The sequence below is a fragment of the Kosakonia sp. BYX6 genome (assembly GCF_038449125.1).
Classification (GTDB): Bacteria; Pseudomonadota; Gammaproteobacteria; order Enterobacterales; family Enterobacteriaceae; genus Kosakonia; species Kosakonia calanthes.
The window spans coordinates 1,251,695-1,271,482 of sequence record NZ_CP151800.1 but is presented as its reverse complement, the minus strand read 5'-3'; the positions used below and the strand labels follow the sequence as shown (position 1 = coordinate 1,271,482).

Genomic DNA, 19,788 nt, shown 5'->3' with positions numbered 1-19,788 from the left:
GGGTCACTCATTTGTGGAGGCCGGTATGAGCCAACGAGGGTTGGAAGCGTTATTGCGTCCCCGATCGATTGCGGTAGTGGGCGCGTCGATGAAACCAGATCGCGCCGGTTTCCTGATGATGCGCAACTTGTTGGCAGGCGGTTTCGCCGGGCCAGTATTACCGGTGACACCGGCGTATAAAGCCGTACAAGGCGTGCTGGCCTGGCCGGATATCGCCAGCTTGCCTTTTACCCCCGACCTCGCAGTGTTATGCACCCACTACAAACGAAACCTGGAATTGCTCGACGCTCTCGGGCAAAAAGGCTGTAAGACCTGCATTATTCTTTCCGCGCCGCCTGAGCAACACGCAGAACTGCTCGCCTGCGCGGGCCGCTACCAAATGCGCCTGCTTGGCCCCAACAGCCTGGGTTTATTGGCACCGTGGCAAGGTCTGAATGCCAGTTTCTCTCCGGTACCGATTACGCGCGGCAAACTGGCGTTTATTTCCCAATCTGCTGCCGTGTCCAACACCATTCTCGATTGGGCGCAGCAGCGGGAAATGGGCTTTTCCTACTTTATCGCGCTGGGCGATAGCCTCGATATTGATGTCGATGAACTGCTGGATTTCCTTGCCCGTGACAGTAAAACCAGCGCCATTCTTCTTTATCTTGAACATTTAAGCGATGCGCGCCGTTTTGTATCGGCTGCGCGTAGTGCGTCGCGTAACAAACCTATTTTGGTGATCAAAAGCGGCCGCAGCCCGGAAGCCCAGCGCCTTTTACATACGCATTCGGGCCTTGATCCGGCCTGGGACGCGGCTATTCAACGTGCCGGTCTGCTGCGCGTTCAGGACACCCATGAACTGTTTTCAGCCGTTGAAACCCTTAGCCATATGCGCCCGCTGCGCGGTGAGCGTTTGATGATCATCAGTAACGGTGCAGCGCCAGCCGCGCTGGCGCTTGATGAACTGTGGTTACGCAATGGCAAGCTGGCAACGCTTAGCGAAGAGACATTGGCGCAACTCCGCGCGGCGCTCCCGGAGTATGTCACGCCCGGTAATCCGCTGGATTTGCGGGATGATGCCGGTAATGCGCGCTATGCCACCGCACTCAACATTCTACTGAACAGCCATGATTACGATGCGTTAATGGTGATTCATTCCCCAAGCGCGGCAGCACCGGGTAGCCAAAGTGCGCAGGCGTTGATTGATGTGCTGAAAAATCATCCTCGCGGGAAATATGTCACAGTGCTGACCAACTGGTGTGGTGAATTTTCATCCCAGGAAGCACGGCGTTTCTTTAGCGAAGCGGGGTTGCCAACGTACCGCACGCCGGAAGGCACCATCACCGCGTTTATGCATATGGTGGAGTACCGCCGCAACCAAAAACAGCTACGTGAAACGCCGGCAATTTCGCTGAGCCTGACGGCAGATACCGCCGAAGCGCATAACTTGCTGCAACAAGCGCTCGCCGACGGCGCAACCCTGCTGGACACCCACGAAGTGCAACCGATTTTGCGTGCCTGGGGTTTGCAAACGCTGCCGACATGGATCGCCAGCGACAGCATCGAGGCGGTACATATTGCCGAACAAATTGGCTACCCGGTCGCGTTGAAATTGCGTTCGCCGGATATTCCGCATAAATCGGAAGTTCAGGGAGTCATGCTTTATCTACGCACCGCGAAGGAGGTTCAACAGGCGGCAGATGCGATTATCGAACGCGTGAAGATAAACTGGCCTCAGGCGCGGATCCACGGTTTGCAGGTGCAAAGTATGGCGAACCGTGCCGGCGCGCAGGAGCTGCGCGTAGTGGTCGAGCACGATCCGGTATTTGGCCCGCTGATTATGCTGGGTGAAGGCGGCGTTGAATGGCGGGCGGAAGATCAAGCAGCTGTCGCCCTGCCCCCGCTGAATATGAACCTTGCGCGTTACCTGGTTATTCAGGCGATCAAAAGCAAAAAGATCCGCGGTCGTAGCGCGTTACGCGCGCTGGACATCGCCGGTTTAAGCCAGTTTCTGGTGCAGGTTTCAAACCTGATTGTTGATTGCCCGGAAATCGAACGGCTCGATATTCACCCGCTGCTGGCATCCGGCAGCGAGTTTACGGCGCTGGATGTAAGCATGACCATCACATCATCGGTCAAAAATGGCGAATCTCGGTTGGCTATCCGCCCCTATCCGCAACACCTTGAAGAGCAAGTCAGGATGAAAAATGGCGAACTTTGTCTGTTCCGACCGATCCTTCCTGAAGATGAGCCGCAGCTCCAGCAGTTTATCGCGCGCGTGACGAAAGAGGATCTTTATTACCGCTACTTTAGCGAGATCAACGAATTTACCCACGATGATTTAGCGAATATGACGCAGATCGACTACGATCGGGAAATGGCATTTGTAGCAGTGCGCCACACGGAGCAAGGCGAAGAGATTCTGGGGGTCACCCGCGCAATATCCGATCCGGACAATATTGATGCGGAGTTTTCCGTATTAGTACGTTCTGATTTAAAAGGACTCGGGCTTGGGCGGCGTTTGCTTGAGAAGCTTATCAGTTATACCCGGGATCACGGACTTAAACGCTTGAATGGTATTACTATGCCCAACAATCGCGGCATGGTGACACTGGCGCGTAAACTGGGATTCGATGTCGATATTCAGCTGGAAGATGGGATCGTGGGCTTGTCGCTCCCGCTGGCGCAGACGGATCAATCCTGAGTAAGGTACTGGAAATGTTGACCACTTTAGTAGGCACGGTGTTATTATTGCCCGCTTATGTCGTCTGCATGGTACAGAAGACCCTTCAATAAACAGAGAAGAAACGCACTGTGATGTTGTCAAAATTTAAGCGTAATAAACATCAACAACACCTTGCCCAACTACCCAAGATTTCCCAGTCAGTTGATGATGTAGAGTTCTTCTATGCACCGGCTGATTTCCGGGAGACGCTGCTTGCGAAGATAGCCAGCGCGACGCGCCGAATCTATATCATTGCCCTGTATCTTGAACAGGACGATGGCGGGAAAGGAATTCTGAACACGCTGTATGAAGCAAAACGCCAGCGCCCTGAACTGGATGTTTGTGTCCTCGTCGACTGGCACCGCGCACAGCGTGGGCGCATTGGCGCGGCGGCGTCAAACACCAACGCCGACTGGTATTGCCACCTCGCTCAGGAAAATCCTGGCGTCGTCGTTCCGGTTTATGGCGTACCAGTCAATACGCGTGAAGCGCTCGGCGTACTCCATTTCAAAGGTTTCATCATTGATGACAGTGTGCTGTATAGCGGCGCGAGCATTAATGATGTTTACCTGCATCAGCATGAAAAATATCGTTATGACCGTTATCAGCTGATCCGCAACCCGCAAATGGCGGATGTGATGCGTGATTGGGTGGATAAAAACCTGATTCAGGGTCGAGGCGTTAATCGTCTTGACGATCCTCTGCGACCGAAAAGCCCGGAAATCAAAAATGATATTCGTCAGTTCCGTCAGGAATTGCGTGATGCCACATTCCATTTCCAGGGCGATGCCGATAATGAACAATTGGCCGTAACGCCGCTGGTCGGTCTGGGTAAATCCAGCCTGCTGAACAAAACGATTTTCCACCTGATGCCGTGTGCGGAACACAAATTGACCATTTGTACACCGTACTTCAACCTGCCCGCAGTGCTGGTGCGCAATGTTATCCAGCTACTCCGCGAAGGCAAGAAGGTAGAAATTATCGTGGGTGATAAAACGGCGAATGACTTTTTTATCCCTGAAGATCAGCCGTTTAAAATCATCGGCGCTTTGCCTTATCTCTATGAGATCAACCTGCGCCGCTTTTTGAGCCGCCTGCAATATTACGTGAATACCGATCAGCTAGTGGTTCGGCTGTGGAAAGATGACGATAACAGCTATCACCTGAAAGGCATGTGGGTTGATGATGAGTGGATCTTGCTGACGGGGAATAACCTGAACCCGCGCGCCTGGCGCCTGGACCTGGAAAACGCGGTGTTGATCCACGATCCGAAGCACGAACTGGCGGCACAGCGTGATAAAGAGCTTGAGCTTATCCGCACACATACCACGGTCGTTAATCACTATCGCGATCTGCAAAGCATTGCCGATTATCCGGTGAAAGTGCGTAAGCTGATTCGCCGCTTGCGCCGTATCCGCATCGATAAGTTAATTAGCCGTATTCTTTAAATCAAAGCCCTGTCCTGCGACAGGGCTTTTTTTCAGGCTTCCCTCATGAAATACACCTTCTTGTTAAGCGCATTACTGCTGACGGGTTGCAGCCATATGGCAAACGATAACTGGACTGGTCAGGATAAAGCGCAACACTTTCTTGGCTCAGCGATGCTTTCCGCAGCCGGAAATGAGTATGCACAGCATCAGGGCATCAGTCGCGATCGTAGCGCGGTATTAGGGGTGATGTTTTCCTTGAGTCTTGGGGCTTCGAAAGAACTGTGGGACAGCCGCCCGGCGGGGAGCGGCTGGAGCTGGAAGGATTTTGCGTGGGACGTTGCTGGTGCCACAACGGGCTATGCCGTGTGGCAACTGGCGGAACACTAAAGACGAATACCCTTTCCTTTGCGATGCAGCATCAGAGAAACCAGAAACGCTAACGCGCCCATCACAGTGACGTACCAGAAGAAAGCGGTTTCGAAACCGACGGATTTCAGCGACAGGGCGACATACTCGGCTGAGCCGCCAAACACCGCATTCGCTACGGCATAGGACAGCCCAACCCCTAACGCACGAACCTGCGCCGGGAACATCTCTGCTTTCAGGATCCCACTGATCGAGGTATAGAAGCTGGTAATTATCAGAGCCAGCATGACCAGCGCAAATGCTATATAAGGTGAGTTTACGCTATGCAGCGCACTCAGGATCGGCACGGTAAATATCGTCGCCAGCCCACCAAAAAGCAGCATTGAAGTACGGCGGCCAATGCGATCGGACAAAGCGCCGATAACCGGTTGGATCAACATAAAGACAAACAAGGCGACAGTCATAATGATGCTCGCCACGTTTGCATGCATACCCGCTGTATTAACGAGGTACTTCTGCATATAAGTCGTAAAAGTGTAGAACGTGAGCGAACCACCGGCGGTAAAACCAAGCACCATTAGAAAAGCTTTGCGGTTTCGCCACAACCCTTTCATCGAACCGGCCTCTTTCAAAGCACGGACTTCCTGTTGCGAGGTTTCATCCAACTGACGACGTAGCCAAAGCGCGACGATGGCCAGTACTGCGCCGATGGCAAACGGGATACGCCAGCCCCAGGATCGCAGAGCCTCATCTTCCAGAACCTGCTGCAATATAACTACAACAAGCAACGCCAATAATTGACCACCAATCAGGGTAACGTACTGAAATGAGGCATAAAACCCTTTGCGCCCTTCAACCGCGACCTCACTCATATAAGTGGCGCTGGTACCATATTCTCCACCAACCGAGAGCCCTTGAAACAGACGCGCCAACAGTAATAACGCAGGAGCCCACGTACCGATACTGTCGTAGCCAGGCAAGCAAGCAATCACCAGCGAACCCATACACATCATGCAAACGGAGATCAGCATCGATGTTTTACGTCCGCGCCTGTCGGCAATGCGGCCGAAAAGCCAGCCGCCGATTGGTCGCATCAGAAAGCCTGCAGCAAAAACACCTGCGGTTTGTAGTAGCTGAGTGGTGGTATTTCCTGCTGGAAAAAAGATATGGGCAAAATAAAGAGAGCAAAAGGAATAGACGTAAAAATCAAACCATTCCACTAAGTTACCCGATGAGGCACCGATAATTGCCCACACCCGGCGTCGGGTATCGCTACCGGTGAGCGATTCGCGGGTTGTCATGCTGCTTTCAGCCATTCTAATTTTACTCCTGCCAACGCTAAGGATTGCTTTCTGACAGTGAACATCCATGCTCACCACTGTGCAAAGGTAGGAATGTTACATATTTGTTATCACCGATTAGTGATGCATATCACAATTTAGCTTAGCAGGATAATGAAATGAGAATATGCCCCGATGGGGAAGAGTAACAACAAGCCTCATGCTTTCGCATGAGGCTTGTCTGTTTGTTCCGGCTGCCGGTGGAATGCCCACCGACAACCAGAAGACAGAACGCAAAAAGGCCATCCCGACGGATGGCCTCTTCACTTGTCTGATGCCTGGCAGTTCCCTACTCTCGCATGGGGAGACCCCACACTACCATCGGCGCTACGGCGTTTCACTTCTGAGTTCGGCATGGGGTCAGGTGGGACCACCGCGCTGTTGCCGCCAGGCAAATTCTGTTTACCGCGTGCAGACTTCTCCTCCGCACCCGGCTTTATCTGTATCAGGCTGAAAATCTTCTCTCTCTCACACCAAAACATCTTCGGCGTTGTAAGGTTAAGCCTCACGGTTCATTAGTACCGGTTAGCTCAACGCATCGCTGCGCTTACACACCCGGCCTATCAACGTCGTCGTCTTCAACGTTCCTTCAGGAGACTTTAAGTCTCAGGGAGAACTCATCTCGGGGCAAGTTTCGTGCTTAGATGCTTTCAGCACTTATCTCTTCCGCATTTAGCTACCGGGCAGTGCCATTGGCATGACAACCCGAACACCAGTGATGCGTCCACTCCGGTCCTCTCGTACTAGGAGCAGCCCCCCTCAGTTCTCCAGCGCCCACGGCAGATAGGGACCGAACTGTCTCACGACGTTCTAAACCCAGCTCGCGTACCACTTTAAATGGCGAACAGCCATACCCTTGGGACCTACTTCAGCCCCAGGATGTGATGAGCCGACATCGAGGTGCCAAACACCGCCGTCGATATGAACTCTTGGGCGGTATCAGCCTGTTATCCCCGGAGTACCTTTTATCCGTTGAGCGATGGCCCTTCCATTCAGAACCACCGGATCACTATGACCTGCTTTCGCACCTGCTCGCGCCGTCACGCTCGCAGTCAAGCCAGCTTATGCCATTGCACTAACCTCCTGATGTCCGACCAGGATTAGCTGACCTTCGTGCTCCTCCGTTACGCTTTAGGAGGAGACCGCCCCAGTCAAACTACCCACCAGACACTGTCCGCAACCCGGTTCACGGGTCCACGTTAGAACATCAAACATTAAAGGGTGGTATTTCAAGGTCGGCTCCACGCAGACTGGCGTCCACGCTTCAAAGCCTCCCACCTATCCTACACATCAAGGCTCAGTGTTCAGTGTCAAGCTATAGTAAAGGTTCACGGGGTCTTTCCGTCTTGCCGCGGGTACACTGCATCTTCACAGCGAGTTCAATTTCACTGAGTCTCGGGTGGAGACAGCCTGGCCATCATTACGCCATTCGTGCAGGTCGGAACTTACCCGACAAGGAATTTCGCTACCTTAGGACCGTTATAGTTACGGCCGCCGTTTACCGGGGCTTCGATCAGGAGCTTCGCTTGCGCTGACCCCATCAATTAACCTTCCGGCACCGGGCAGGCGTCACACCGTATACGTCCACTTTCGTGTTTGCACAGTGCTGTGTTTTTAATAAACAGTTGCAGCCAGCTGGTATCTTCGACTGGTTTCAGCTCCGTGAGCAAGTCACTTCACCTACGCACCAGCGTGCCTTCTCCCGAAGTTACGGCACCATTTTGCCTAGTTCCTTCACCCGAGTTCTCTCAAGCGCCTTGGTATTCTCTACCTGACCACCTGTGTCGGTTTGGGGTACGATTTCGTGTTACCTGATGCTTAGAGGCTTTTCCTGGAAGCAGGGCATTTGTCACTTCAGCACCGTGGTGCCTCGTCATCACGCCTCAGTGTTAAAAACAACCGGATTTGCCTGGTCGTTCCACCTGCACGCTTAAACCGGGACAACCGTCGCCCGGCCGACATAGCCTTCTCCGTCCCCCCTTCGCAGTAACACCAAGTACAGGAATATTAACCTGTTTCCCATCGACTACGCCTTTCGGCCTCGCCTTAGGGGTCGACTCACCCTGCCCCGATTAACGTTGGACAGGAACCCTTGGTCTTCCGGCGAGCGGGCTTTTCACCCGCTTTATCGTTACTTATGTCAGCATTCGCACTTCTGATACCTCCAGCATGCCTCACAGCACACCTTCAACGGCTTACAGAACGCTCCCCTACCCAACAACGCATAAGCGTCGCTGCCGCAGCTTCGGTGCATGGTTTAGCCCCGTTACATCTTCCGCGCAGGCCGACTCGACCAGTGAGCTATTACGCTTTCTTTAAATGATGGCTGCTTCTAAGCCAACATCCTGGCTGTCTGGGCCTTCCCACATCGTTTCCCACTTAACCATGACTTTGGGACCTTAGCTGGCGGTCTGGGTTGTTTCCCTCTTCACGACGGACGTTAGCACCCGCCGTGTGTCTCCCGTGATAACATTCTCCGGTATTCGTAGTTTGCATCGGGTTGGTAAGCCGGGATGGCCCCCTAGCCGAAACAGTGCTCTACCCCCGGAGATGAATTCACGAGGCGCTACCTAAATAGCTTTCGGGGAGAACCAGCTATCTCCCGGTTTGATTGGCCTTTCACCCCCAGCCACAGGTCATCCGCTAATTTTTCAACATTAGTCGGTTCGGTCCTCCAGTTAGTGTTACCCAACCTTCAACCTGCCCATGGCTAGATCACCGGGTTTCGGGTCTATACCCTGCAACTTAACGCCCAGTTAAGACTCGGTTTCCCTTCGGCTCCCCTATACGGTTAACCTTGCTACAGAATATAAGTCGCTGACCCATTATACAAAAGGTACGCAGTCACCCCATTAATGAGGCTCCCACTGCTTGTACGTACACGGTTTCAGGTTCTCTTTCACTCCCCTCGCCGGGGTTCTTTTCGCCTTTCCCTCACGGTACTGGTTCACTATCGGTCAGTCAGGAGTATTTAGCCTTGGAGGATGGTCCCCCCATATTCAGACAGGATACCACGTGTCCCGCCCTACTCTTCGAGCTCACAGCATGTGCATCTTCGTGTACGGGGCTTTCACCCTGTATCGCGCGACTTTCCAGACGCTTCCACTGACACACAAACTGATTCAGGCTCTGGGCTGTTCCCCGTTCGCTCGCCGCTACTGGGGGAATCTCGGTTGATTTCTTTTCCTCGGGGTACTTAGATGTTTCAGTTCCCCCGGTTCGCTTCACAGCACTATGGATTCATGCTGTGATGATGCACCTGAGTGCACCGGGTTTCCCCATTCGGACATCGCCGGCTATAACGGTTCATATCACCTTACCGGCGCTTTTCGCAGATTAGCACGTCCTTCATCGCCTCTGACTGCCAGGGCATCCACCGTGTACGCTTAGTCGCTTAACCTCACAACCCGAAGATGTTTCTTACGCATCATCACGTTGCGAAAATTTGAGAGACTCACGGAACAGTTCGCACTGTTCCGCGTTTCAATTTTCAGCTTGATCCAGATTTTTAAAGAGCAGATATTTCAAACGTGACTTTACAAGTCAGTTTTGAAATATCAGGGCCGGTGACTTTCACTCACAAACCAGCAAGTGGCGTCCCCTGCGAGGTTCAACCTCATCAGTTAACGCGTGGCGTCCCCTAGGGGATTCGAACCCCTGTTACCGCCGTGAAAGGGCGGTGTCCTGGGCCTCTAGACGAAGGGGACACTGAAGTCTCAATCGCAAGACGCCTTGCTTTCTGCTTTTCATCAGACAATCTGTGTGGGCACTGCAGGGGCAGGTTCTTTCAGGTAAGGAGGTGATCCAACCGCAGGTTCCCCTACGGTTACCTTGTTACGACTTCACCCCAGTCATGAATCACAAAGTGGTAAGCGCCCTCCCGGAGGTTAAGCTACCTACTTCTTTTGCAACCCACTCCCATGGTGTGACGGGCGGTGTGTACAAGGCCCGGGAACGTATTCACCGTGACATTCTGATTCACGATTACTAGCGATTCCGACTTCATGGAGTCGAGTTGCAGACTCCAATCCGGACTACGACGCACTTTATGAGGTCCGCTTGCTCTCGCGAGGTCGCTTCTCTTTGTATGCGCCATTGTAGCACGTGTGTAGCCCTGGTCGTAAGGGCCATGATGACTTGACGTCATCCCCACCTTCCTCCAGTTTATCACTGGCAGTCTCCTTTGAGTTCCCGGCCGGACCGCTGGCAACAAAGGATAAGGGTTGCGCTCGTTGCGGGACTTAACCCAACATTTCACAACACGAGCTGACGACAGCCATGCAGCACCTGTCTCACAGTTCCCGAAGGCACCCCGGCATCTCTGCCAGGTTCTGTGGATGTCAAGACCAGGTAAGGTTCTTCGCGTTGCATCGAATTAAACCACATGCTCCACCGCTTGTGCGGGCCCCAGTCAATTCATTTGAGTTTTAACCTTGCGGCCGTACTCCCCAGGCGGTCGACTTAACGCGTTAGCTCCGGAAGCCACGCCTCAAGGGCACAACCTCCAAGTCGACATCGTTTACGGCGTGGACTACCAGGGTATCTAATCCTGTTTGCTCCCCACGCTTTCGCACCTGAGCGTCAGTCTTCGTCCAGGAGGCCGCCTTCGCCACCGGTATTCCTCCAGATCTCTACGCATTTCACCGCTACACCTGGAATTCTACCTCCCTCTACGAGACTCAAGCCTGCCAGTTTCGAATGCAGTTCCCAGGTTGAGCCCGGGGATTTCACATCCGACTTGACAGACCGCCTGCGTGCGCTTTACGCCCAGTAATTCCGATTAACGCTTGCACCCTCCGTATTACCGCGGCTGCTGGCACGGAGTTAGCCGGTGCTTCTTCTGCGGGTAACGTCAATGAAAATGGTTATTAACCATTTCCCCTTCCTCCCCGCTGAAAGTACTTTACAACCCGAAGGCCTTCTTCATACACGCGGCATGGCTGCATCAGGCTTGCGCCCATTGTGCAATATTCCCCACTGCTGCCTCCCGTAGGAGTCTGGACCGTGTCTCAGTTCCAGTGTGGCTGGTCATCCTCTCAGACCAGCTAGGGATCGTCGCCTAGGTGAGCCTTTACCCCACCTACTAGCTAATCCCATCTGGGCACATCTGATGGCAAGAGGCCCGAAGGTCCCCCTCTTTGGTCTTGCGACGTTATGCGGTATTAGCTACCGTTTCCAGTAGTTATCCCCCTCCATCAGGCAGTTTCCCAGACTTTACTCACCCGTCCGCCACTCGTCAGCGAAGCAGCAAGCTGCTTCCTGTTACCGTCCGACTTGCATGTGTTAGGCCTGCCGCCAGCGTTCAATCTGAGCCATGATCAAACTCTTCAATTTAAGTTTGATGCTCACTGAATTAAACTTCGTAATGAATTACGTGTTCACCCGTGAGACTTGGTATTCATTTAGCGTCTTGCGACGTTCAAGAATCCATATCCCCTGAGTGCCCACACAGATTGTCTGATAAATTGTTAAAGAGCAGTGCCGCCTCGCTTTTCGCTGCGGCGCGGGGTGTGCATATTACGCTTTCCCGCCGTGAAGTCAACTGATTATTTTCAGAATTATTCACCTGACAGGCCGGTGTGTCTGCCGTTGTGCCGTGTCAGTGGAGGCGCATTATAGGGAGTTAATTCCGGCTGGCAACCCCTAATTTGGAAAAAGTTACCGCCTGCTTATTTTTCGAGCTAAATGAGTGTAGCACAAACATTTCCGCCTGCTTTTTAAACAAAAACGAGCCCCGAAGAGCCCGTTTTTGTTTTTTCATCACTTACTGCACGGCAACTATGCGATCGTCTTTCACGACAAGCTGAACCCTTTTGCCCGGAATCAGTTCGCCGGAGAGGATTTGCTGCGCCAGCGGGTTTTCGATCTGCTGCTGGATTGCACGTTTTAATGGACGCGCGCCGTACACCGGATCATAACCATTCGCACTGAGTAGTTTCAGCGCCTCATCAGAGATCGTTACTTCATAACCACGCTCTTCCAGACGTTTGTACAAACGCTGCAACTGAATCTGCGCAATAGAAGCAATATGTTTTTCGCCTAACGGATGGAACACCACCACTTCATCAATACGGTTGACGAATTCCGGGCGGAAGCTCTGGCTGACCACACCCAGTACCAACTCTTTCATATGACCGTAATCCAGATCGCCAAAGCGCTCCTGAATCAGATCAGAGCCAAGGTTGGACGTCATAATGACCACCGTATTACGGAAGTCGACCGTTCTGCCCTGCCCGTCCGTCAGACGACCATCGTCCAGCACCTGCAACAGAATGTTGAATACATCCGGATGCGCTTTCTCCACTTCATCCAGAAGGATGACGGAATAAGGACGACGACGTACCGCTTCTGTCAGGTAACCGCCCTCTTCATAACCGACATATCCCGGAGGCGCACCGACCAGGCGCGAAACGGAGTGTTTCTCCATAAACTCGGACATATCGATACGCACCATTGCATCGTCGCTATCGAACATAAAATTCGCCAGCGATTTGCACAGCTCAGTTTTACCCACGCCAGTAGGCCCAAGGAACAGGAACGAGCCAATAGGCCGATTCGGATCCGACAAACCTGCGCGGCTACGACGAATGGCGTTCGATACCGCTTCAACCGCTTCATCCTGACCAATTACGCGATGGTGCAGGTCATGCTCCATCCGCAGTAATTTTTCACGCTCGCCTTCCATCATCCGTGCCACAGGAATGCCGGTCCAACGCGCCAGTACTTCGGCAATTTCGGCATCGGTAACACGGTTACGAAGCAGTCGCATAGTTTTCCCTTCTGCCTGCGTTGCCGCAGCGAGCTGTTTTTCCAGCTCCGGAATTTTGCCGTACTGCAATTCCGACATCCTTCCCAGGTCACCACTACGACGAGCTTGTTCCATGGCGATTTTCGCCTGCTCCAGTTCGGACTTAATTGTCTGCGTTCCGGAGAGGGAAGCTTTCTCAGCTTTCCACTCTTCTTCCAGCGTGGAGTACTGACGCTCTTTATCTTCCAGCTCTTCATTAAGCATTTCGAGACGTTTTTTACTGGCCTCGTCAGACTCTTTCATCAATGCCCGCTGTTCCAGCTTGAGCTGAATGATACGGCGATCGAGCCGGTCGAGTTCTTCCGGTTTTGAGTCGATCTGCATCCGAATGCTGGACGCGGCTTCATCGATTAAGTCGATGGCTTTATCCGGCAGTTGCCGGTCGGAAATATAGCGATGCGACAACGTTGCCGCCGCGACAATCGCCGGGTCCGTGATTTGCACATGATGGTGCAATTCATAGCGCTCTTTCAGGCCACGCAAAATAGCGATGGTGTCTTCCACCGTTGGCTCAGCCACCAGCACTTTCTGGAAGCGACGCTCAAGGGCAGCGTCTTTCTCTATATATTGACGATACTCATCCAGCGTGGTTGCACCGACGCAATGCAGTTCACCACGTGCCAACGCAGGCTTCAGCATATTGCCCGCATCCATTGCGCCGTCGGCTTTACCCGCACCGACCATGGTGTGCAGTTCGTCGATAAACAGAATGACGTTGCCTTCCTGTTTCGCCAGATCGTTGAGGACGCCTTTTAAACGCTCTTCAAACTCACCGCGGTATTTCGCCCCGGCCACCAGCGACCCCATATCCAGCGCCAGTACACGGCGGCCTTTCAGACCTTCCGGCACTTCGCCGTTAACAATACGCTGCGCCAGACCTTCTACGATGGCGGTTTTACCGACGCCCGGTTCACCAATCAACACCGGGTTGTTTTTGGTACGGCGTTGCAACACCTGGATAGTACGGCGGATCTCTTCGTCACGGCCGATCACCGGATCAAGCTTGCCCTGTTCAGCACGTTCAGTCAGATCCACAGTAAATTTTTTCAAGGCCTGACGTTGATCTTCAGCCCCCTGGTCGTTCACGTTGTCTCCCCCACGCATTTGTTCAATCGCCTGAGTCACATTGGCCGTCGTTGCACCCGCTGATTTAAGCAAATCTGTCAGCGTGCCGCGTGATTCCAGCGCCGCCAGAACAAAGAGTTCCGACGAGATAAAATTGTCACCCCGTTTTTGCGCCAGCTTGTCGCAAAGGTTAAGCACACGTACCAAATCCTGCGATGGCTGCACATCACCGCCAGTGCCTTCCACCTGCGGTAAGCGGCTCAACGCCTGTTCAATGGCTGTGCGTAACTGGCCAGCGTTAACGCCGGCAGAGGTTAATAAAGGATGAATCGAACCGCCTTCCTGGTTCAGCAAAGCGCTCATTAAATGAAGGGGTTCGATAAATTGGTTGTCGTGCCCCAGTGCGAGTGACTGGGCATCGGCGAGAGCAAGCTGGAATTTATTGGTAAGACGATCCAGACGCATAACTCCTCCCATAACAGGTCAAAATTGCTACTGGAGATTAAATGAGGTCATCCCTCAATTATTCAAGGTGAATGACCTGAATTATGCGAAAGAAAACTTACGCGTACTGGATCGTCTTGATTCTTTAGGTTATATCAGCCAAATGAAACTTGCCATACGTCCGGTCGTCTTGTCCCGGCGGTATGAGAAAAAATCATCCTTCTGGCTAAAGGTGCAATGCTCGCCGCCGAACACCTGTTCCACACCCACACTCGCCAGCCTTTGGCGCGCGAGCTGGTAAATGTCAGCAAAGTATTTCTCACCGTGTGGGCGAAATGCACTGTCGGCCTGCACATCATGAGCGATAAACGTTTCGCGCACTTCCGGGCCAACTTCGAAGGCTTGCGGACCAATCGCCGGGCCAAGCCACGCCAGCAAGTTTTCTGGTTTGTCGGCAAAACAGGCAACGGTTTCTTCCAAAACACCGGCACATAAACCACGCCAGCCGGCATGTGCGGCGGCAACTTCGGTTCCGTCTCGGTTACAAAAAAGCACCGGCAAACAGTCGGCAGTCATTACCGCGCAGACCGCGCCGGGCGTGTTGCTGTATGACGCATCCGCCCGTTTCGACACATAAGGTTCGCCGCTAAGCTTAAGAACATCAGTGCCATGCACTTGCTCAAGCCATACGGGTTTGGAAGGAAAACCGCCGGCGGCAAACAGCCGTTTGCGGTTTTCTTCCACATGCTCAGCATTGTCACCGCAGTGCGCGCCCAAGTTCAGCGAGTCATATGGCGGCAGGCTTACGCCACCAATACGCGTCGAACTACACGCCGCAACACCTTTCGGCAGCGGCCAGTCCGGGAGGATCAGTTTGGTCATAACCAGGCTACGTCGTCTTTATGGATTTCGAAATCCGCGCGCATCGCATCGATCAAATCGACCATATCTTGTGGGATCGGCGCATGCCATTCCATTTCAATACCGCTGATTGGGTGATAAAGGCGCAACATCGTTGCGTGTAGCGCCTGGCGGTCAAACTTACGCAGCGCGTCGATGAACGCGTCCGAAGCGCCTTTCGGCGGGCGAGGACGGCCACCATAAAGCTGATCGCCCACCAGCGGGTGGGTGATATGCGCCATATGAACGCGGATTTGATGCGTACGCCCCGTTTCCAGACGCAAACGCAGACGGGTATGTATGCGGAAATGTTCCATGATGCGGTAATGCGTTACCGCAGGTTTACCCATCGGGTGCACCGACATATGCGTGCGTTTAGTCGGATGGCGGCTGATAGGCTCTTCAACAGTACCGCCAGCGGTCATATGACCAATTGCTACCGCTTCATATTCACGGGTGATTTCGCGCAGCTGCAAAGATTCAACCAGACGCGTTTGCGCCGGAACCGTTTTTGCCACCACCATCAAACCGGTGGTGTCTTTGTCCAGACGATGCACGATACCGGCACGCGGAACATCAACGATCGGCGGATAATAATGCAGCAGTGCGTTAAGAATGGTGCCATCAGGATTGCCTGCGCCGGGGTGAACAACCAAGTCGCGCGGCTTGTTAATGACGAGGATATCATCATCTTCATAGACGATGTTCAGCGGAATATCTTGCGGCTCAAAGCGTGCTTCTTCTTCAATCTCCGCATTGATAGCAATGCGTTCTCCACCCAACACTTTCTCTTTTGGCTTGTCGCTGACAACGCCGTTGACCAGCACGCGCTGGTCGAGAATCCATTCTTTTATGCGCGAACGTGAATAATCCGGGAACAATTCGGCCAAAGCCTGATCTAAGCGTTGACCGAGTTGATTTTCGGATACCGTTGCGGTGAGTTGTACCAGTTGTGCCATATACAGCTTCTTCGTTAACGTTGGGTTTTACGGCTTCGCCGTTTAATATAGTGTGCTATTGTAGCTGGTCTTAGTCGGGAGCAGGAATAAAGAATCTCCCGCATGAACATTCTGAGGAAAGTCTAAACGTTATGACGCGCTTGAAATATCTGGTGGCAGCCGCCACGTTGAGTCTGGCTTTGGCAGGTTGCTCTGGTTCAAAGGAAGAGGTGCCTGATAATCCACCAAATGAAATCTACGCGACTGCCCAGCAAAAGCTGCAAGACGGTAACTGGAAGGCGGCAATAACGCAACTGGAAGCACTGGATAATCGTTATCCGTTTGGTCCTTACTCACAGCAAGTGCAGTTGGATCTGATTTACGCTTACTACAAAAATGCCGATCTTCCGCTGGCGCAAGCCGCAATTGACCGCTTCATCCGCCTGAACCCGACCCATCCGAACATTGATTATGTGATGTATATGCGTGGGCTGACCAATATGGCGCTGGATGACAGCGCGTTGCAGGGCTTCTTTGGCGTAGATCGTAGCGATCGCGATCCGGCGCATGCGCGTGACGCATTCAACGATTTCTCCAAACTGGTGCGCGGTTATCCGCAAAGCCAGTACGTGACCGATGCCAGCAAACGTCTGGTGTACCTGAAAGATCGTCTGTCCAAGTACGAATATTCGGTTGCGGAATACTATACCGCACGTGGTGCGTGGGTTGCGGTGACCAATCGTGTCGAAGGCATGCTGCGCGACTTCCCGGATACCAAAGCAACGCATGATGCGCTACCGCTGATGGAAAGAGCCTACCGCGAACTGCAAATGAATACGCAGGCCGACAAAGTGGCGAAAATTATCGCCGCCAACAACCGCGATTCTTAAGTTCGATGAAATGCAAAACGGCAGCCTCAGGGCTGCCGTTTTTTTATCCATCGCATCGCTGGCTGAACCGGTTTAGCCGCAATACATCCAGACAACTATGACCGCTAATGTCGACTTCGACAAGGTATATTTCCCCTCTTCCTGTCCTGCCTCACAAAACCTTTTCTTTGACAAAAAGTGACAAAAAAATGTGATTTAAATCACGCATTTTGACATTAGGCACGGTATGCTGAAATTACTTAGACGGAAAGACAAGAGGTAAAATTTATGACAATGAACATTACCAGTAAACAAATGGAAATTACTCCGGCAATCCGCCAGCATGTCGCAGACCGTCTCGCCAAACTGGATAAATGGCAAACTCAACTGATTAACCCGCATATCATCCTCTCAAAAGACCCTCAGGGCTTTATCGCTGATGCGACGATTAACACGCCGAACGGACATCTGGTCGCTAGCGCAAAACATGACGATATGTACATAGCAATCAATGATTTGATTAACAAGCTGGAACGGCAGCTCAATAAAGTGCAGCACAAAGGTGAAGCACGTCGCGCCGCAACATCAGTGAAAGACACAAGCTTCGTTGAAGAAGAAGAGTAGTCTCTACATTGAGTCCAATCCCAACGCGCCTTCGGGCGCGTTTTTTATTGACAGAGCGAAAACAGTGCAGGTACTGTACTTCGGTCACTCACAGGAAAATTCCATGAAACTTGTCCCGTTTTTCTTCGCATTCTTTTTTACCTTCCCCAATTAGGGAGGCGATTCGTTTTGAGATAAAGAATGCGAAGACGAACAATAAGGCCTCCCACTCCGGGAGGCTTTTTTATTGATAACAATGAAAGGCAACAACATGACGGCTGAAAACCCCTTACTGGATTTACGCGTAAAGATCAGTGCACTGGACGAACAGTTGCTGACGCTGCTGGCCGAGCGGCGCCAGCTTTCCGTTGAAGTAGGCAAAGCCAAGCTGGATTCCCACCGTCCAGTGCGCGATATCGATCGCGAACGCGATTTGCTGGAGAACCTGATTCAGCTGGGCAAAGCACATCATCTGGATGCGCATTACATTACCCGCCTGTTTCAGCTCATCATTGAAGATTCCGTCCTTACCCAGCAAGCCCTGCTCCAGCAGCATCTGAACAAAACCAATCCTCACTCTGCGCGCATCGCCTTCCTCGGCCCAAAAGGTTCCTATTCACATCTGGCGGCCCGTCAGTATGCCGCACGCCATTTTGAGCAATTTATCGAGAGCGGCTGCCCGAAATTCCATGACATTTTTAATCAGGTGGAAACAGGGCTGGCCGATTACGCCGTCGTGCCGCTGGAAAACACCAGTTCCGGGGCGATTAACGACGTTTACGATTTGCTTCAGCACACCAGTTTGTCGATCGTGGGCGAACTGACTGTGCCTATCGATCACTGCGTGCTGGTCTCCGGTACGACGAGCCTTGATCAGATCAAGACGGTTTACAGCCATCCGCAGCCATTCCAGCAGTGCAGCCAGTTTCTGAACCGCTACCCACAGTGGAAAATTGAGTATTGCGAAAGCACCTCCGCAGCGATGGAAAAAGTAGCGCAGGAGAATTCGCCGCATGTGGCAGCATTAGGCAATGAAGCCGGTGGCGCGCTGTACGGTTTGCAAGTGCTGGAGCGCAACCTGGCGAACCAGACGCAAAACATCACGCGTTTTATCGTGCTGGCGCGCAAAGCGATTGATGTTTCCGAACAGGTGCCGGCGAAAACAACCTTGCTGATGGCGACAGGCCAACAGGCGGGTGCGCTGGTTGAAGCGTTACTGGTGTTGCGTAATCACAATCTGATTATGACCAAACTGGAGTCGCGCCCGATTCATGGCAACCCATGGGAAGAGATGTTTTATCTCGATATTCAGGCCAACCTGCAATCCACTGGCATGCAAAAAGCGCTGCGCGAGCTTGCCAGCATCACCCGATCCTTAAAAGTCCTCGGTTGCTACCCAAGCGAAAATGTCGTGCCGGTGGACCCGGTTTAACGCTCCTTAAATAGCGGCTTCTTCACCCCTGCCACCGCAACAGGCAGGGTGAAGATGGCTCCGGATAGCGGGTATTGCGCGATTTCTTCGGCGTCCATATTTTCCCGCGTCGTGGTGATAAACAGCGTTTTCATATCATCGCCACCAAAGCAGACCATTGTCGGGCAACGCACCGGCAAGCGATGTTCCTCCAGTTGCTCGCCCTGCGGTGAAAAACGGGCGATACGCCAGCCATCAAACATCGCGCTCCAGTAACAGCCTTCCACATCCATCGCCGCACCGTCCGGGCTGCCTTCCCCGGCCTTAAACTGACGGAAAATTTCTCGGCGGCCTGGCTCCCCTTGCTCATCTAATGGCGTTCGGTAAATCACGCCGTTTGGCGTATCGGAAGTAAACATCCATTGTTTATCGCGACTGAACGCCAGGCCATTCGCGCCGTGAATATCGCACTGCACCACTTTTGGCGTTAAGTCGTTATCCACACGCATCAGCAGCGCACCGTTGTAATCACCCGGATCCCAAAATGTGCCCGCGTAAAAGCGGCCAAGTTGATCGGTACCGCCGTCGTTAAAACGCGCCAGTTGCGGGTTCGACGGGTTATCGCACACTTTTTGTCGCAGCAAACCCCGCTCATCGGTTAGCCAAATCGCCTGACGCATAGCGACGATAAACCCGCCCTTTTCGCGCAGCGCAAAGCATCCCACTTCTTCGGGAAACGAGAGCACCGAATGCTCGCCAGAAGCCAGCCGGTAACGATGAATTTCGCCTTGCAGAATATCAGCCCAGTAGAGCGCCTGCTCCGTCTCGCTCCAGGTCGGGCATTCCGGCAAATGCCCGGTATAATCAAACAGCGTTTGCAGTTCAGCCATTGCGCATCCCTTAAATG

General features: G+C 52.9%; 12 protein-coding genes, 1 tRNA gene, 3 rRNA genes and 1 other annotated feature. Of the genes, 7 read left to right on the top strand and 9 right to left on the bottom strand.

Going from position 1 to position 19,788, the window contains the following annotated elements:
- Positions 1 to 25 precede the first annotated feature (25 nt).
- The 3 genes from AAEY27_RS06005 (at position 26) to AAEY27_RS05995 (ending at position 4,524) form a co-directional block, all read left to right on the top strand.
- The gene (locus AAEY27_RS06005; RefSeq protein WP_342323983.1) at positions 26 to 2,686 is read left to right on the top strand and encodes a GNAT family N-acetyltransferase; all 2,661 of its coding nucleotides are present in this window, start codon (positions 26 to 28) and stop codon (positions 2,684 to 2,686) included.
- Between the two features lie 113 nt (positions 2,687 to 2,799).
- Positions 2,800 to 4,155 (top strand): CDP-diacylglycerol--serine O-phosphatidyltransferase, encoded by a 1,356-nt coding sequence (gene pssA / locus AAEY27_RS06000; protein WP_342325478.1) that lies wholly within the window; start codon positions 2,800 to 2,802, stop codon positions 4,153 to 4,155.
- Between the two features lie 45 nt (positions 4,156 to 4,200).
- Entirely contained in the window at positions 4,201 to 4,524 is a 324-nt protein-coding gene (locus tag AAEY27_RS05995) for a YfiM family lipoprotein (protein ID WP_342323982.1), read from the top strand.
- Here the strand turns inward: AAEY27_RS05995 and AAEY27_RS05990 are convergent.
- The 8 genes from AAEY27_RS05990 to rluD all read right to left on the bottom strand — a co-directional run bounded on the left by AAEY27_RS05990 (position 4,521) and on the right by rluD (position 16,019).
- Positions 4,521 to 5,819, bottom strand: a complete 1,299-nt coding sequence (locus AAEY27_RS05990) for an MFS transporter (protein WP_342323981.1) — start codon at positions 5,817 to 5,819, stop codon at positions 4,521 to 4,523. The genes AAEY27_RS05995 and AAEY27_RS05990 overlap by 4 nt on opposite strands.
- Positions 5,820 to 6,119: 300 nt before the next feature.
- Positions 6,120 to 6,235 (bottom strand): 5S ribosomal RNA (rrf, locus tag AAEY27_RS05985).
- Between the two features lie 102 nt (positions 6,236 to 6,337).
- Positions 6,338 to 9,243 (bottom strand): 23S ribosomal RNA (locus AAEY27_RS05980).
- Between the two features lie 231 nt (positions 9,244 to 9,474).
- Positions 9,475 to 9,550, bottom strand: a tRNA-Glu gene (locus AAEY27_RS05975).
- An 85-nt stretch (positions 9,551 to 9,635) separates the two neighbouring features.
- Positions 9,636 to 11,177 (bottom strand): 16S ribosomal RNA (locus tag AAEY27_RS05970).
- The 16S, 23S and 5S rRNA genes sit together here with 1 tRNA gene alongside, the layout of an rRNA operon.
- Positions 11,178 to 11,607: 430 nt before the next feature.
- A complete protein-coding gene (gene clpB, locus AAEY27_RS05965; RefSeq protein WP_342323980.1) occupies positions 11,608 to 14,181 on the bottom strand; it encodes an ATP-dependent chaperone ClpB in 2,574 nt (857 codons plus the stop codon).
- 129 nt (positions 14,182 to 14,310) lie between these two features.
- The gene (gene yfiH / locus AAEY27_RS05960; protein ID WP_342323979.1) at positions 14,311 to 15,042 is read right to left on the bottom strand and encodes a purine nucleoside phosphorylase YfiH; all 732 of its coding nucleotides are present in this window, start codon (positions 15,040 to 15,042) and stop codon (positions 14,311 to 14,313) included.
- A complete protein-coding gene (gene rluD, locus AAEY27_RS05955; protein ID WP_342323978.1) occupies positions 15,039 to 16,019 on the bottom strand; it encodes a 23S rRNA pseudouridine(1911/1915/1917) synthase RluD in 981 nt (326 codons plus the stop codon). Before rluD ends, yfiH begins: the two co-directional genes overlap by 4 nt.
- A gap of 131 nt (positions 16,020 to 16,150) precedes the next feature.
- Between rluD and bamD the strand changes: the two genes are divergently transcribed.
- The 4 genes from bamD to pheA all read left to right on the top strand — a co-directional run bounded on the left by bamD (position 16,151) and on the right by pheA (position 18,902).
- Positions 16,151 to 16,888, top strand: coding sequence for an outer membrane protein assembly factor BamD (gene bamD, locus AAEY27_RS05950; RefSeq protein WP_342323977.1), 738 nt, complete (start codon positions 16,151 to 16,153; stop codon positions 16,886 to 16,888).
- Positions 16,889 to 17,155: 267 nt separating this feature from the next.
- The gene (gene raiA / locus AAEY27_RS05945) at positions 17,156 to 17,491 is read left to right on the top strand and encodes a ribosome-associated translation inhibitor RaiA (protein WP_342323976.1); all 336 of its coding nucleotides are present in this window, start codon (positions 17,156 to 17,158) and stop codon (positions 17,489 to 17,491) included.
- Positions 17,492 to 17,593: 102 nt separating this feature from the next.
- Positions 17,594 to 17,719: a sequence feature (Phe leader region), on the top strand.
- On the top strand, positions 17,595 to 17,645 hold the full coding sequence (gene pheL, locus AAEY27_RS05940) for a pheA operon leader peptide PheL (protein WP_189660115.1): 51 nt from the start codon (positions 17,595 to 17,597) through the stop codon (positions 17,643 to 17,645). (Overlaps the previous feature by 51 nt.)
- Positions 17,720 to 17,741: 22 nt before the next feature.
- A complete protein-coding gene (pheA, locus tag AAEY27_RS05935) occupies positions 17,742 to 18,902 on the top strand; it encodes a bifunctional chorismate mutase/prephenate dehydratase (protein ID WP_342323975.1) in 1,161 nt (386 codons plus the stop codon).
- Here the strand turns inward: pheA and AAEY27_RS05930 are convergent.
- Positions 18,899 to 19,771: an SMP-30/gluconolactonase/LRE family protein gene (locus AAEY27_RS05930; protein WP_342323974.1), complete on the bottom strand. Its 873-nt coding sequence runs from the start codon at positions 19,769 to 19,771 to the stop codon at positions 18,899 to 18,901. The genes pheA and AAEY27_RS05930 overlap by 4 nt on opposite strands.
- Positions 19,772 to 19,788 lie beyond the last annotated feature (17 nt).

Coding starts and splice junctions, on each gene's coding strand:
- AAEY27_RS06005 (WP_342323983.1), top strand. CDS start 26: ATGAGCCAACGAGGGTTGGAAGCGTTATTGCGTCCCCGATCGATTGCG.
- pssA (WP_342325478.1), top strand. CDS start 2,800: ATGTTGTCAAAATTTAAGCGTAATAAACATCAACAACACCTTGCCCAA.
- AAEY27_RS05995 (WP_342323982.1), top strand. CDS start 4,201: ATGAAATACACCTTCTTGTTAAGCGCATTACTGCTGACGGGTTGCAGC.
- AAEY27_RS05990 (WP_342323981.1), bottom strand. CDS start 5,819: ATGGCTGAAAGCAGCATGACAACCCGCGAATCGCTCACCGGTAGCGAT.
- clpB (WP_342323980.1), bottom strand. CDS start 14,181: ATGCGTCTGGATCGTCTTACCAATAAATTCCAGCTTGCTCTCGCCGAT.
- yfiH (WP_342323979.1), bottom strand. CDS start 15,042: ATGACCAAACTGATCCTCCCGGACTGGCCGCTGCCGAAAGGTGTTGCG.
- rluD (WP_342323978.1), bottom strand. CDS start 16,019: ATGGCACAACTGGTACAACTCACCGCAACGGTATCCGAAAATCAACTC.
- bamD (WP_342323977.1), top strand. CDS start 16,151: ATGACGCGCTTGAAATATCTGGTGGCAGCCGCCACGTTGAGTCTGGCT.
- raiA (WP_342323976.1), top strand. CDS start 17,156: ATGACAATGAACATTACCAGTAAACAAATGGAAATTACTCCGGCAATC.
- pheA (WP_342323975.1), top strand. CDS start 17,742: ATGACGGCTGAAAACCCCTTACTGGATTTACGCGTAAAGATCAGTGCA.
- AAEY27_RS05930 (WP_342323974.1), bottom strand. CDS start 19,771: ATGGCTGAACTGCAAACGCTGTTTGATTATACCGGGCATTTGCCGGAA.